This is a genomic window from Pseudomonadota bacterium, from assembly GCA_023229365.1.
GTDB lineage: Bacteria > Myxococcota_A > Polyangia > JAAYKL01 > JAAYKL01 > JALNZK01.
The window spans coordinates 1-14,144 of sequence record JALNZK010000139.1 but is presented as its reverse complement, the minus strand read 5'-3'; the positions used below and the strand labels follow the sequence as shown (position 1 = coordinate 14,144).

The 14,144-nt window shown below is 38.6% G+C and carries 24 protein-coding genes and 2 tRNA genes; all 26 read left to right on the top strand.

Annotated features, from left to right (window positions below; all coding sequences use genetic code 11):
- Positions 1–1,150 precede the first annotated feature (1,150 nt).
- The gene (locus M0R80_27735) at positions 1,151–1,414 is read left to right on the top strand and encodes a hypothetical protein (GenBank protein MCK9463429.1); all 264 of its coding nucleotides are present in this window, start codon (positions 1,151–1,153) and stop codon (positions 1,412–1,414) included.
- Positions 1,414–1,617, top strand: coding sequence for a hypothetical protein (locus tag M0R80_27730; protein ID MCK9463428.1), 204 nt, complete (start codon positions 1,414–1,416; stop codon positions 1,615–1,617). The genes M0R80_27735 and M0R80_27730 overlap by 1 nt, the downstream gene beginning before the upstream one ends.
- The gene (locus M0R80_27725; protein ID MCK9463427.1) at positions 1,607–1,801 is read left to right on the top strand and encodes a hypothetical protein; all 195 of its coding nucleotides are present in this window, start codon (positions 1,607–1,609) and stop codon (positions 1,799–1,801) included. The genes M0R80_27730 and M0R80_27725 overlap by 11 nt, the downstream gene beginning before the upstream one ends.
- The gene (locus tag M0R80_27720) at positions 1,802–2,350 is read left to right on the top strand and encodes a phage tail tip lysozyme (GenBank protein MCK9463426.1); all 549 of its coding nucleotides are present in this window, start codon (positions 1,802–1,804) and stop codon (positions 2,348–2,350) included. It begins immediately after the preceding gene.
- A 9-nt stretch (positions 2,351–2,359) separates the two neighbouring features.
- Complete coding sequence (locus M0R80_27715; GenBank protein MCK9463425.1) at positions 2,360–2,734, top strand: hypothetical protein; 375 nt, start codon at positions 2,360–2,362, stop codon at positions 2,732–2,734.
- Positions 2,735–2,866: 132 nt separating this feature from the next.
- The gene (locus M0R80_27710; protein MCK9463424.1) at positions 2,867–3,019 is read left to right on the top strand and encodes a hypothetical protein; all 153 of its coding nucleotides are present in this window, start codon (positions 2,867–2,869) and stop codon (positions 3,017–3,019) included.
- A complete protein-coding gene (locus M0R80_27705; protein ID MCK9463423.1) occupies positions 3,019–3,387 on the top strand; it encodes a hypothetical protein in 369 nt (122 codons plus the stop codon). The genes M0R80_27710 and M0R80_27705 overlap by 1 nt, the downstream gene beginning before the upstream one ends.
- A gap of 147 nt (positions 3,388–3,534) precedes the next feature.
- A complete protein-coding gene (locus M0R80_27700; protein ID MCK9463422.1) occupies positions 3,535–3,813 on the top strand; it encodes a hypothetical protein in 279 nt (92 codons plus the stop codon).
- On the top strand, positions 3,813–4,229 hold the full coding sequence (locus M0R80_27695; GenBank protein MCK9463421.1) for an ERF family protein: 417 nt from the start codon (positions 3,813–3,815) through the stop codon (positions 4,227–4,229). The genes M0R80_27700 and M0R80_27695 overlap by 1 nt, the downstream gene beginning before the upstream one ends.
- A 9-nt stretch (positions 4,230–4,238) precedes the next feature.
- Positions 4,239–4,508: a hypothetical protein gene (locus tag M0R80_27690; GenBank protein MCK9463420.1), complete on the top strand. Its 270-nt coding sequence runs from the start codon at positions 4,239–4,241 to the stop codon at positions 4,506–4,508.
- Positions 4,509–4,650: 142 nt separating this feature from the next.
- Positions 4,651–5,211 carry a helix-turn-helix domain-containing protein gene (locus M0R80_27685; GenBank protein ID MCK9463419.1) on the top strand — a complete coding sequence of 187 codons (561 nt, stop codon included), beginning with the start codon at positions 4,651–4,653 and terminating at the stop codon, positions 5,209–5,211.
- A gap of 512 nt (positions 5,212–5,723) precedes the next feature.
- Entirely contained in the window at positions 5,724–6,110 is a 387-nt protein-coding gene (locus M0R80_27680) for an HNH endonuclease (GenBank protein ID MCK9463418.1), read from the top strand.
- 5 nt (positions 6,111–6,115) lie between these two features.
- On the top strand, positions 6,116–6,331 hold the full coding sequence (locus M0R80_27675; GenBank protein ID MCK9463417.1) for a hypothetical protein: 216 nt from the start codon (positions 6,116–6,118) through the stop codon (positions 6,329–6,331).
- A 162-nt stretch (positions 6,332–6,493) separates the two neighbouring features.
- Positions 6,494–7,147: a pentapeptide repeat-containing protein gene (locus tag M0R80_27670; GenBank protein ID MCK9463416.1), complete on the top strand. Its 654-nt coding sequence runs from the start codon at positions 6,494–6,496 to the stop codon at positions 7,145–7,147.
- Entirely contained in the window at positions 7,134–7,370 is a 237-nt protein-coding gene (locus M0R80_27665) for a hypothetical protein (GenBank protein MCK9463415.1), read from the top strand. The genes M0R80_27670 and M0R80_27665 overlap by 14 nt, the downstream gene beginning before the upstream one ends.
- Before the next feature lie 169 nt (positions 7,371–7,539).
- Positions 7,540–8,097 (top strand): metallophosphoesterase, encoded by a 558-nt coding sequence (locus tag M0R80_27660; protein ID MCK9463414.1) that lies wholly within the window; start codon positions 7,540–7,542, stop codon positions 8,095–8,097.
- Positions 8,098–8,619: 522 nt separating this feature from the next.
- Positions 8,620–9,048 (top strand): hypothetical protein, encoded by a 429-nt coding sequence (locus tag M0R80_27655; GenBank protein ID MCK9463413.1) that lies wholly within the window; start codon positions 8,620–8,622, stop codon positions 9,046–9,048.
- Positions 9,045–9,221: a hypothetical protein gene (locus M0R80_27650; GenBank protein MCK9463412.1), complete on the top strand. Its 177-nt coding sequence runs from the start codon at positions 9,045–9,047 to the stop codon at positions 9,219–9,221. The genes M0R80_27655 and M0R80_27650 overlap by 4 nt, the downstream gene beginning before the upstream one ends.
- Complete coding sequence (locus M0R80_27645; protein MCK9463411.1) at positions 9,218–9,481, top strand: hypothetical protein; 264 nt, start codon at positions 9,218–9,220, stop codon at positions 9,479–9,481. The genes M0R80_27650 and M0R80_27645 overlap by 4 nt, the downstream gene beginning before the upstream one ends.
- 415 nt (positions 9,482–9,896) lie before the next feature.
- Positions 9,897–10,220 (top strand): hypothetical protein, encoded by a 324-nt coding sequence (locus tag M0R80_27640; GenBank protein MCK9463410.1) that lies wholly within the window; start codon positions 9,897–9,899, stop codon positions 10,218–10,220.
- Positions 10,221–10,696: 476 nt separating this feature from the next.
- Positions 10,697–10,782, top strand: a tRNA-Tyr gene (locus tag M0R80_27635).
- Positions 10,783–10,785: 3 nt separating this feature from the next.
- Positions 10,786–10,859: transfer RNA gene (locus tag M0R80_27630), tRNA-Met, on the top strand.
- A gap of 24 nt (positions 10,860–10,883) precedes the next feature.
- Entirely contained in the window at positions 10,884–11,810 is a 927-nt protein-coding gene (locus M0R80_27625) for an RNA ligase family protein (GenBank protein ID MCK9463409.1), read from the top strand.
- 49 nt (positions 11,811–11,859) lie between these two features.
- Positions 11,860–12,981 (top strand): hypothetical protein, encoded by a 1,122-nt coding sequence (locus tag M0R80_27620; protein ID MCK9463408.1) that lies wholly within the window; start codon positions 11,860–11,862, stop codon positions 12,979–12,981.
- A 258-nt stretch (positions 12,982–13,239) separates the two neighbouring features.
- Complete coding sequence (locus M0R80_27615; protein MCK9463407.1) at positions 13,240–13,533, top strand: nucleotide modification associated domain-containing protein; 294 nt, start codon at positions 13,240–13,242, stop codon at positions 13,531–13,533.
- A gap of 124 nt (positions 13,534–13,657) precedes the next feature.
- A partial coding sequence (locus tag M0R80_27610; protein MCK9463406.1) for a hypothetical protein occupies positions 13,658–14,144 on the top strand: 487 nt, incomplete at its 3' end.

Below are 14,144 nucleotides of genomic sequence, written 5' to 3'. Positions count from 1 at the left end.
ACTGCCCTTATAGTAAGAACAGCCCCACCCAAGCACAGATGCATACCCCTCCCCGTGCCTGTATAGTGTACACTTTGAGTATACTTTGTGCTTAAATACGCTTCTATATGCTTTATAGTGGGAGAATGATCTTGAAACTGTGTCGCACAATATACATTGGACGACTATGTGTGCTTTGGCTTGTGTAAGCCACTATGTATCATTTATTGCATAGATCGAGAGAAGGGGACTCCTAATTGACATAATTAACCACCTTTAAGAACGTATTGACTACACCTTAATACCCTTTAATGAGCTTATAGCCTTACTGTAATGGCTTATAAGAGGGTTCATTGTCTTTTGAAATTCATTTGACTATTCATTGCTGCGTTTACTAGTTACCAGGCAATGATCTTATATAATAGAGTATTAATAGTATGCTTTTATTGTTATGTACTTATTAGGGGTTATTGTTTATAGGGGGTTAATTGCTTTTGAAATATATAATTGTTTATGGTTATTATAAGTTATTTATAGCTAATTTATAGCAAATGACAATAAAACACTTGACAAGCTATTGATAGTGTGAGAAAATTACACCATAGCAAAGACAATACAGGACATTAACAATATAGCAAGCAGGATATAGCGAAACACAACGCTAGAATAAATAAAGTATAAAGTGTTAAAACAAGCCTGTAAACTATATTGATCCTAGAGAACCTTAACAATTAAATAGACTACTTCGGACTTTGAGGGCGATTTCAACGGGATTGGTCGCTTGGAGAACTTAAACTATTGACTGTAAAAGAGGTTAAAACCGAAGATTAATAACTGATACAGGTATAACAAACGCAACCAAGTGCTTCGTGAGATCCGAAGCTTCGGAAGAGTTTAACCGCTTCAAATTGCGTCAAGCGTGTTATATCTATATGAGTTATTAAAAGTTAATGACTGACTAAGGCAAGGGCTGAGGAGGCAAAATGTTTGCTGACTAGCTAGAAACAGAACAAATTGCCGAATCCCTTGCCATAGTGAGTTATTAAAAAGAGAAAGGAGAATATGAAAAACATCTTAACAATAATCCTAGTAATAATCGTGATTATAATGGGCTTGGAAGTAAATAGAACGCTTTTAAGCTGGCAAAATAATCAAACAATGGAGCAAAGTATTGAGCAAGCAATTAAAAATAAATAAACGCTTAACAGCGAGAAAGAAGGATAAAATGAAAGAACATTGTTTTCAATGCGGTAAAAACTACAAAAATGAAGGGAAAGTAAAGACTATGAACGACCAAGCACACACGCTAGGATTTTGTAGTCCTGAATGTATGTTTAGGGCAGAGAAAAGAGAAGACAGAAAAAGAGAATTGAAAGAATTGATGCACAATTTAACAGACGCAGAGATTAAAAACTACTTGAAAGGGGGTAAATAATGGGGAAAATGAAAAATTGGACAATAACATCCACAACTACATGCTGGACAGACACGGAGGTTTGGGCAGAAACAGAAGAAGAAGCAAGAGAAAAGTTTTTAAATGGAGAATATGATGCAGACAAGTCGATAGATATAGATTTTCAAGACGAGGAAATACAATCAGTCAAAGAATATGGAGAGGAGGTGAAAAATGGAAATTAAAACAATAGGAAATACAGTAGCTAGACAATCTAAAGCAACCGTAATCGTAGCGTTGTCACTTGTTATGATTGCAGGCGGACTTGACCTAGTTGGGTATATCAACTTACCAGAAATTGGTAAAATGATTTGCGGTGGAGTAATTGGAGTTTATGCGATAGCAGACTTAATCAAAGGGCAAAAATAAATGGAAAAAGCATACGCAATTATTGTGGTGCTTGTAATCGGTGGGCTGTTCTATCAAAAAATAGAACAGCCTCAGCCGATAGTGATTCAAGAACCGATTGCTGTAGCACAAGAAGTGAAGATTGAAAAATGGGCGGTTGAAACCTCACCGCATTCAGCCGTAAGTGTTGAGAGAATCAATGAAGTTGTGGGAATCTTACAAGAAAATGGGCTTACAAAACAAGGCACGGCTTACCTTACAGGGAATTTCATTGCCGAAAGCCACTTAATACCTTGTGGGAATTACGGAGATGGTGGATTAGCTCTAGGATTGGGACAATGGCATCCAAATAGAAGATATGATATGCCTTGCGACTTAAAAGAACAAATTGAGTGGGCTTTGAATGTTGAGATGCCGAGAGATGCAGGAAGCCATAGAAACCTAGCCGAAGTGTTAAAAGACGCAACAGCGAGTCCTTATGAGCTTCTAGCTAACATTGAAGGGTATGAACGGTATGGAATAGAGGGAAACCGAAAAATGTACGGAGAACAAATACTTAACCAATTATAAGGAGATAAAATGATTGAATATAAGGCACAAATCCTCAACAATGGAATAGTTATCGGTCAAATCTCAAGTTATTCAATGGAAGGGTTAGAGGAACAATTACATAAACTAGAGAATATAGAAAAAGAAAGAGATCCGATAGAAAAGAAGTTTGACGAGCTACTTGGAAGAGGAGAATGGCAAAAACCATTAGACGCAATAACAGGAGAAAAATGTGATTCTTGCGGTAAAGGAATACCCGAAAACGATTTAGGTTGGGGACTCACAGACGAACCATCAGACGATAGACTGTTCTGTTCTGCAAAATGCCTCGTTGATTGGGAAGAAGCAAACAGTCCAGCAGACGGAGACGAAGGTATACAGGTTGAGGGGGTGGACTATGTCTAAAAAATGCGTGAATTGTGGCAATGATACCGAAGGAGAAAAAGACCTTTGCGAAGAATGTCTAAAATTAGTAGAAAAGAGGTAGTAAACACTGGTAAATATTATAGTAATGTGCTATAATAGGAAAGGAGAATTATGGAAACAAAAGAGATTTTATCAGCTTCAGCTGGTCAAAACAAAGTCAGAAGAGAAAACATTAAAAAGTTCAAAAAGAAGTGCGAGGACAATGGGAAAACGATGTCTGATGTCCTGTTTGATTTGGTAAACGAATACAACAAGGAGAAGTAATGGTAATAACAGTAAAAAGAACGAAACAAGTGGCTCAATTTGAACCGATAACGATTGAATGGAGTCAGGAAATTGATGGATTAGACCCAGTAGAAGTCACCCAGCTAATGCTCAAAGAGATGGACAAGCAGATAGACAGGTATCTAAAGGGAAAAACAAGTGGCGGTTCAGGTGATTGGGACGCTTTTAACAGAGTTTTGGAAAAAACATCTGAAAATAATCCGATAAGTGTTGGGGATTTAGAATCACTAGATAGAAACCAAAGGGAAATTCTCAATAATTTAAAGAAGGCGTACAAGAGATCCCCAGCGTGGAAATCAAGGTCAACTAATAGCGATGTTGAAAACGAAAGAAATAGAAAGGGGTAATATGCGTGAAAAAAAACTACCATTCACAGACCGAGAAGTTAGGGAATTATTGGGTCTTTTTAATGGTGAAGACGATTGGATAACCCTAACGCTAGACCAATTAAAGTATATAGTAAATAATGAAAAGATAGTAAAAAGGATAAAACAATGACAGTAGCAGGAATAGCATTAAGAACCGAAAATGTGACATACGGCTGGGAAGGCAGCGAATTTAGGGCGATAGAGTTCCCGAAAGCTCTCGCCACATTAGGCTTACAACTACAAAGAGAGGCGGGAGAAAACTATCTGAACATTTTCTTTTCCTTGACCTGTATAGACGTAATTAAGAGTGAAGAAGATGTGTATATTTTAGAACCTATGATGGAATACCACATAAGAGAGATAAAATCACTAACAAAGATTGTTAATAAGATAAAGGAGGCGTAATGAAAACAGAATTTGCAAAAGCATTTATCAAAATGCAACAAGAACTACCAAGAATAAAAAAAGAGGCAGATAATCCGTTCTTTAAGAGTAAATATATTACTTTTGACACCCTAGTTGACGATACCTTACCAATAATGGGTAAGAATGGGTTTGGAATTACTCAGCAAATTAGCAATGTTGACGGCAAGATAGCTCTAAAAACTACTTTGATTCACGAATCAGGCGAAGTCATTGAAGAAACAGCTACCTTAGCGACTAAAACCGAAACAAATCCCCAAGATTACGGATCGGCTTTCACTTATTTTAAGAGATATGCTTGGTCAGCTATCTTAGGAATTGCTGCAGATGAAGATGATGACGGCAATAAGGTGAGTAACAAAGTTGTTCAACAGAATAATAAAGATTTAGGAATATAAGGAGTAAAAATGGAAAAGAAAAAATCAGCTAAAATAGGTGCAGGGTGGATCAAAGAGTCAGCTAATGGGCTAAAATATATCTCGGTAAAATACAACAACGGTTCGTATGGTGCTATATTCAGAAAAACAGATAAAAAGGCAGAGAATATGCCTGATTATGATATTCTAATGGACGAAGATGCTGCTGAAGCTCTAGGATTACTCTCAGACTACAAGCCAAATTCGATAGTCAGTAAGGAAGAAATAAACAAGGTAAATATTGACGATATCCCTTTCTAAAACTGTGGAAAACTTTACTATTCTAATTTGTAAACACTTATGCTAACATTACTATAGTTAGGAAGGGTGCATACTTGTTATTTGAGAGCCGTTTACGATGCACCGTAGATGGCTCTTTTATAAAAGAATGGGGGTAAAGAGGGTGGAAGAACAAGAAAAACCGAATTATTATGCTGTCATTATTTCGGAGGTAAGGTACGACAAAAGAATATCTAGCACCGCTAAGTTAATATATGGAGAAATAACTGCCCTAAGCAACAAAACTGGGGTCTGTTGGGCTTCAAATAAGTATTTCTCAGATAATTTTGGTATTTCTCAGTCCCAAGTCTCTAGGGTGATATCTAAATTAGAAGAGTTAAACTATATCCATTCTGTGGTTGAGGATAATTACAAAAGGCAAATAACAATTAAGCCCATACCCTTACGCAAAAACCGCAAGGGGGATACGCAAAAACCGCAAACCCCCCCTACGCAAAAATGCGTATATAATAATACAAGTGTTAATAATAAATATAACACTAGTGAGTGGTATAAAAAACTTGTCAAATGTGTAGAAGAGAGTATCCCCAATATCGACAACCCAACCGCTTATATAAACTCTCTCGTAAGTAAATATGGGGAAAAATCAGTAGAGCGACTTTTTAAAAAAGACATACCATCGTCAGATTGGACAAAATACCTTAGGGAGTGGGAAAACTCTTGACTTATCCGATAATTAGTGTATAATTAAACGAACAAAGAGGGGAGAGAATGAGGGTAAAGGTTACGATAAGACCAGACCTAAAAAAATGCATAGAAACTTACGGTCGGGATATACCTACCATAATAGGAATATCAGACAGGCTGAATAAAGTCTACGATCTAAAGTTTCACTACAGGGACAAGGGGGAATCTTGGGGAGAACGCAGTGAACGCTTAAAACCCCTTTTATCAACCTAACGAAAGGACAATATGATATTACTGATGTGGGCATTTGCCTTCTATACAGTATTAGGAGTATTAGACCAAAGTAGACCAAGAAGATTGAAAAAATAAATAAGAGGGTGCTAACCATTTGAAAGCAGGTTAGTTTAATGTCGCAATAGAGTCAGCCCATTTTATAGGTATCCAGCGATACAAAGGAGTCGACCCCTGAGTATCGTACCTAGTATTGTGGCGATACAGCGAGTTCTGTCCGTGCTCGCTTGTCGCTGAATATCTATAAGAGGAGGGGAAGTGGCAAAGACATTAAAAGACTTGGCAGTAGATGAAGCTAAATTGTATGTAAAGATATTGGCTAATTGGACCTGTGAGAAATGCGGTAAAACTAAATACGAATCACAAATGCATGGGGCTCACATCATGCCCGTTACTTATAGCGGTACTGCTGCTGAGCCTTTTAATTTACTATGCCTATGTGCAGGATGTCACTCGATGGGGGCAAAATCAGCCCACCAAAACCCTGTAGAGTTCACAAGGTGGCTAGAAGAAGCCTTCCCTGGTAGATACGACAAAATGAAAGAAATGGCATATAACTACAGCAAGAACCCACGACCCAAGAGGGATTGGATAGAGATAAGAAAACAACTAAAGTCAATGGTAAAAAAACTAAAGGAGGAATAATAGTTATGGAAAAAGAAATAGAAAAACTTATGAGACTTGTCTCTAAGTCCCGCCAAGACACTCTAAACGAAGTGCTAGAGAAGATGAATAAGATATGGAAGACTTGGGGTGGTTATGACGACGGAAATGTTGTTGATGTCAGAGAAGTATTCGCTTATAACAGTGCTTTATCTGACCTTGAACAACTAATCAACGATATGAAGTCAGAGAAGGAGGAATAAGATGGAGGTATGTAGATATTGTGGAGGTAGCTTATGGAACCTAAGGAGCAACCCATCGTTTAGTTATGCAACAGATAGATATGGTAACCATAAAAAATACTACCATCAAAGATGTTTATTTAAATACATAGCGTTAAAGTTTGAGTCAGAGAAGGAGGAGAAATGAAACTAACAAAAGACCAAGTAATAGAAAACCTAGAAGACGTGAAGAAATATATCAACGAAATAGACAATAAGAATAAAAAAGAGAAAACCAAAATCACTCTCTGTCACTGGCTTACGGGAGTAGCCATTTACGAATCAGAAAAAGAGACTAAACGAGAGGCAATATTGGAAGCGGTAGATAATGGCGCTGACCTACGTGACGCTGACCTTCGTGACGCTGACCTACGTGACGCTAACCTTTGTGACGCTAACCTTCGTGACGCTAACCTTCGTGACGCTGACCTTCGTGACGCTGACCTTCGTGACGCTAACCTTTGTGGCGCTAACCTTTGTGGCGCTAACCTTTGTGGCGCTAACCTTTGTGGCGCTGAATTAGACAGTGCAAAATTTTATGGAAAAGGCGGAATAAAACCGCTTAAAAAATCTCAATTACCTGATTTTCTCGCCGCATTAGGCTTTAAGATAGAAAACCAAAACAAAAAACAAAAATCAATCGCAACTTACAAAAACGAAGTATTGAAGAAGATAGACAGTTGGATAGAATCTTCTAAACAATTTGATAAAGAGTGGAATTGTGGTTATTTAGCCGCAATGGAACAAATAAGGTTTGAGCTTGAGTCAGAGAAGGAGGAGAGAGATGGCAACAACTAAAATAGCTAAAGGTGAATTACCAAACTGGTTGAAAGTTGCGATAGACCATCAACTAGAAGTAGAACTTGACTTGATTATTGAAGATGCCAAGAAACGCCTAGATGGAAAGCGTGACGAAATATTGGCGAGGGCTATGGTTAAGGTATCTGAATCAGTCAGTTATCAAGATTTAGGTCACGAAATAAGAATAACCTCTCTGAAGTCAGAGAAGGAGGAGAGATAAGATGGCAATAGTATTTTTCAACAACTGGAGAACACTAGGAAGCACGGAATTTATCCTCGTAGAAGTGTCAAGCACACGGAATGATGATAACCAGATAGTAGCGACATTCGCAGTTTTAGGACTCGGATTAGTAATAGTAATAAATGTTTGAATCAGGGAAGGAGGAGAGATGAATATATGGATTATAACTGACACTCACTTCAATCACGATAAGATGGTTGAGTATTGTGGAAGACCCGAAGATTTCAATGTTCGTATCTGGAAGGGTTTAGATGTTATTAGAGAAGACGATTTACTCATCCATCTAGGAGATGTCTGTATCGGAAAGGATGCCGAGGTTCATGAAAGGTTGTCCAAACTTAGGTGTAAAAAGGTTCTTACCAGAGGAAACCATGACGGTAAGAGTTACGGGTGGTATCTCTCTCACGGTTGGGATAGTGTGTGCGAAAGTATTACACTCGAGTTTGGGGGAAACAAGGTTATCTTTTCACACCTACCTCTAAGAGAGTCTTCGGAGTGGGATTTGAATATCCATGGTCATTTCCATAACAATCTTCACCGCTTACTTGATGGAATTTATGTTGTTGATGGGGAAGAAGAAAGAAACAAAATTAACTTGTCGAATCTTACCCCGAAACACATTCTTTTGTCCCTAGAAGAAGAAGGATATATGCCAAAATTGTTAACAAAACTCTTAATTGAGTCAGAGAAGGAGGAGGAAAGATGAAAACAACATTAATAATTATACTAACGCCATTCGCAGTTTTTAGTTTATTGACTTATGTGGTAATGCCGATTCTCAGTCTAAGCAAAGATATGAAGGATAGGCACAACTTTTATGAAAATAACTTTTGGGAGGACAAATGATAGAACCAATAGACCAACAGGTAAGCACGAAAACTTGTACCTCCTGTGGAGAAAGTAAGCCCCTATGCGATTTCTACCTTCGCAGAGCTAGGTGTAAGAAGTGTCTCATCCTCCAGATATCCGAATATAAAAAGGGACTAGATGAAGAGCATCTTCAAATACGTAGGGAAAAATCGTTGAAGTATAAAAAAGAGCATCGAGATAAAATAAATGCTCATTCGACTGTGTATCAGGCTCTCGTAAAAGGGAAACTGGTAAAAGAAAATTGCTTTATCTGTGGGTCGGATAAAAAAGTCGTCGCCCACCACTGGAATGGGTACGATAAACTAAATAAGCTAAATGTTGCGTGGCTCTGCCGCCAACATCATGCGGAGGTACATAAATGAAAAAGTTATCCGTAGAGACAAAGATAGGGGTATTAAATAGAAACTGGATAAAGATAGACGAGATAATCCCACGGATTATTGACTTTGAAAATCAAGATGAGTTTGACCAATTTATCAAGAGAGAAAGACTACGAGTTGCTACTATGGCAATCGCTGGAGTTCAAATAGACTTTGAGTTTATGGGTGACACTTGGAAAACAATAGATAAGCGAGGGAAAGCAGTCTCCCTAAAACTATATGAACTACTAGAAGAGCAAGAGAAGAAATACCCTCGTGGTAGTGAGAAGAGTCATACACACATACTTCAAGGAAGCGATGAGCTAGGTGGTTATCAGTGTGTTAAATGCGGAAACTTCTTTATGGGAATTGAAGGTCCTTGCGAGTTTCAAAGAATTAAATCTGAACTAAATTTGGGGGGAAAATGAAAAAAGGTTGGACTAAATTATATACAGAAACAGAATTAGAAGAAGCCCTCTCCACCCAACAAGCCCAGATGAGGGAAAAGGTATTGGAATATAAACGCAGAAACATATTAAGGATGAACTCAAGTGAAATAGCACTCATAGACGATGTATTAACCACCTTGGAGGAGAAATGAGCAAAGGAATAGAAATACCAGAATCATTAAACAAGTCTTTTAAGCAAGGTCTATGCGACCACAGTTTCGGAATCATTTGTGAAAAATGCGGATTACACAGCCGAGATTATGATGTAGAGATTAAAGACCCAATATCCAAGCAACAATATATAGATAACCTAAAAAAGAAGATAAAAAAGATTGATGTATCTGGTGGTGGAAGCGGTAGAAGATTAAAAGAACAAGTTCTCGCCCTACTAGACCAAGAAAGAGAGGCTTAATGTCCTAAACATTATCCTCACCTATGGGGGTGCTGAGATTGACGGTTCGGAGCGTTAGCCCTTATCCACGGAATCAGGCAAGATATATCCCCCAATAAGTGAGAGTAATCTCAAGTACATTAAACTTTCATATCTCGTTAGTAGGGAGGGCGTTAGCCTAAGCGTAAGATAGGTCGCAAGCAGAGAGTAGTGTTCTCTGCCCGTAGCATTACTAGAGTTGAAAATCTCAGACGGTGCGTTTCACAAACGATTGTGTATTTTGTGCCAGGGTTTGATTCGGTCACTGGAACAACACGTCTAATACGCCTTACACGAAGCAGTCTAAAAGACCTCAGAGAGTCGCTTTGACGGCGTGCTACTGGGGACATCCTTCCCTGCTATCGGGATATGAAAAAATATATTGGAGGGGATTTAAATGAAAAAATGCTTCATTAGCGGTCCGTACACCAACCCAGACCCCGCCGAGAATTCTAGAAAAGCTATTCTAGTAGCTGACGAACTTCTCGACAAAGGCGTAATTCCATTCATACCTCACCTCAATCACTTCTGGCACTTCCTAAGTCCAAGAGGGTATGAAGAATGGCTCGCCTATGACCTCGAATGGCTCCTAGCCTGTGATTGTATTCTAAGAATACCAGGTGAATCAAGCGGAGCCGACAAAGAAGTCGCATTTGCAATCAAGCACAAGATCCCAGTCTTTACCACGGTTAAGGGAGTTCTCTACTTCGGAGGTGTTTAATGTGCAGTGTATCCTTTGCGGGAAAATCGAACCACGACTAACTAAACACCATTACCATTGGCCTAAGCGTAATCACCCTACAAAAGCAGAACGCAAAGTCCAAGTAAAACTCTGTTCTAAAGACCACAGAGAGTTTCACCAATTTTTCGATACTCATTGTCGGAGAAAGGTATCTTACTGCGACTGCTGTTACTTTCTGAGAATCTGCGTAAAAGGAGGGGAATATATCAGTGTACGACTGGAAAACAAAACTCATTTGTAAAACCTGTCGCCTCGCTGACCAAGAAACCTACCTAAAGTGTAACAGACCTTGCGTCCACTGGTACAAGTGGATTAGAGAGATGCAGTATCTGTCCTCCAATATGGACTAATTGAACTTGTAAGAAATCCTTACAAGTTCGAAAACAGTTATGGCGTGAATTTACAATATTCACGGTAAAAAGCAGTTGTTGGGGAACCGATAACTGCTCACTTCTGCGTGATTGTCCGAGTGGTTAAAGGAGAGTGGCTGTAACCCACTTATCGCAAGATTACGGTGGTTCGAATCCATCATCACGCACCATTTAGCGGGTGAGTGTAACGGTAACATTCTGGCCTCATAAGCCAGCGTAAGCAGTTCGACTCTGCTACCCGCCACCAATTTAATAATTAAAAGGAGAAAAAATGATACAATCATTCCCAAAAATATTTGCAGTAGGGACAGACTTTGTTAGTAGGTTATTTCTTGACGAGGTAGAGGTAACAGAAAAAATAGATGGTAGCCAATTCTCATTTGGAAAAGTAAATGGCGAGTTCTTTATGAGAAGCAAAGGGGCTCAACTTTTTGAAGGGAATCCGCAGAAGATGTTCAGGAAGGGAATGGATTATGTCCTAAGCATAGAAAGCACGCTTCCCGATAACACTGTTTACTATTGTGAGATTTTAGACAACCCGAAACATAATGTTCTGGTATATAACAGAGTTCCTAGACATAACATTATTTTATTCGGAGTATTATCTAGCGGAAAATTCGTAAGCAAATATGAGGAACTAAAAAAGTATGCTGACGACATAGATATTGAGACAGTTCCCTTGCTATTTAGTGGAAAAATAGAATCCCCAGACGAACTCAAAAAATTATTAGATATAGAAAGTATTTTGGGGTCAAAAGAGATAGAGGGAAAGACAATCAAACTAGAAGGAGTAGTGGTTAAAAATTACGCTCAACCCTTCTTGCTGGGGGGACAGCCAATTCCGATAATGATGGGAAAGTATGTATCGGAACAGTTTAAGGAAGTACACCGAGAAAATTGGGGGAGTGAATATACCGCTAGAGGAAAATGGCAAACTTTTGTAGATTCTTTTAAAACAGAAGCTAGATGGGATAAGGCGATACAGCACCTAAAAGAAAAAGACGAGTTAGAAAATTCACCAAGAGATATTGGGAAACTGTTAAAAGAAATAAATATCGATGTTGAGACGGAGGAGGAGGAAAACATCAAAAATTACCTATATAGAGAGTTTAAGGGGGATATTCTTAGAGCCGCAACCAAAGGGTTCCCCGAATGGTATAAAGAAAAACTATTGAAAAGAGCATTTTTAGATAACTAAACGGAAGGAGGAGATTATAGAGGAAAAATCGGAAGAAGGAGGGATTTCGATGAAACAGAAATGGGCGTTACTTGACAAACTATGGGAAACATCATCTTACGAGGAGATGGCACAGGAAACAGGTTACTCGGCTGAGTATATCAGAAAGTGGGGAGCTAAACACGGAAAACCGCACAAGAGACTCAATGCTCAATCAAAACCCAGAAAAGGAGTAATTCAGCAAGAAGAACTAATGAAGCTCATCAAGAACAAACGCTTATCAGTAGTGGAAGTTGCCAATCATTTTGACGTAGCACCTCAAAAGGCAGTAGAAGCAATCCAAGAGCTTAAAAAGCAACGTATCTTGTTTGATGTAGTGAATGACGGAGTTAGACTTTCCAACGAATTACAGCCACCCGAAAAACACTCGATTGATTTTACCAGATTCAAAGAAGTAGAATATCCGATCGGATTTACCGCAGACAACCACATAAACTCAAAGTATGAAAGAATGGATGTCCTAGAGTCTTTATTCGACAGATTCAAAGCTGAAGGGGTAGAAGTAGTCTACCAAGGCGGGAATATGATTGACGGAGAAGCCAGATTCAACAAGTTCGACATTTACAAGTACGGAATCGAAGACCAAGTTCAGAACTTTGTAGACCTATGGCCTAAACGAGAGGGAATCAGAACCGAATTTATAACAGGCGATGACCATGAAGGCTGGTACGTTCAAAGGGAACACATCAATATCGGACAAAAGATTGAAGACGAGGCCAAAAGAGCAGGGAGAACAGACTTAATCCACCTCGGGTATATGGAAAAAGACATCGAATACACTCAGGCAGGGGGAAGTTCAAGATTAAGAGTAATCCACGCAGGCGGTGGCTCAAGTTACGCCACCAGTTACACATCTCAGAAGTACGTTGAAACATTACAAGGAGGCGAAAAGCCATCAATTTGTTTAGTCGGACACTTTCACAAACTCGATTACGCATACCCAAGAGAAGTACACATGATTCAAATGGGTTGCACAGAAGACCAAACACCATTTATGCGAAAGAAAAGATTACAAGCCCATATAGGAGGAGGTATTTTATGGGTAAAACAGAATGAGTTAGGAATATTTACCTCGGTTAAGGTACAGTTTATCCCATTTTTTGACAAAAAGTATTATGCCTATCAATGGTAAAGGAGGCGGGGAGGTAAAATCTCCCCTCCAAAAACTAAAACTAAAAGGAGGAAAGATGTACAACGAATGTAAACACAAGGAACTAAAATACTTTGAACAGACAGACCAAGTTATCTGTTTGGGGTGCGGTAGAGTATTCCCAACAAGAGAAACTATAAAAGAATCATATCCAGTAACTCCCATAACAATACCACAAACCACGCCATATAATCCTTGTAACCCAGGCGTTTGGTATTCAACTACTTGTGGGAGGGTACAATGAACCAATTACACGAATCAATGAAAAAGACATTTGACAAATGTTATGAAATCTCAGTAGCGAAGAATCATGATTATGCTGGCAACGAAGACCCTTATGCTAACTTCAGAACAAGCACAACCGTAGGCGTACCAGTAGAACGAGGGATTATGGTTAGAATGATGGACAAGGTTTCGAGGATAAACCGTTTGATAGACAACGAGGCTCAGGTAAAAGACGAAAGTATCTTTGACACTCTATCCGATTTGATAAATTACACAGCAATATTAAAAGCATATTTGGAGGAAAAATGATTACATTTTTAATAGGGGTACTTATCGGGATAGAGGTTATGGTCTTTGGGTGTCTGTTCGGCATAGGGTTCAAACTTGGGTACGGGCAAATGGTAACTATAAATGTGAATAATAAGGAGGATAAATGATAGCGATAATAAATAAAGGGGATATAGTGGTAGACGAATTAGAGTATGAAAAACTTAAAATATGTAAAGAACATTTAGATAGGATAACAAAAGAAAGAGTAGTTCTTTCCCTAGACGAGTATTACGATTATCACGGATACCTAGAGAACAAAACCGAATACCTAGAATACAAAGCCCAAGCTGATAAAGAAGCAATGAGTTGGGACAATTGTAAATATGTTAGGTCAAATACTGACAAAGGAGATGAATACAGCATAGAAGAATGGGATAACTGTCATTGTACTTGCGGTTTGTTAGATTACATCGAAGACGATGACAAAGAAGCCATCCACGACCTTTTTGAAGAAACAGAAACCCTCTTTGACATTACTGACGACCTAACTGGAACAATTAACTTTAACCAAAAGATACAGAGATTAGTGAATAGAGAGTTAAGAGAGGAGATTAAGGAATTAAAAGATGAATTGGCAAGAATATCTGAAA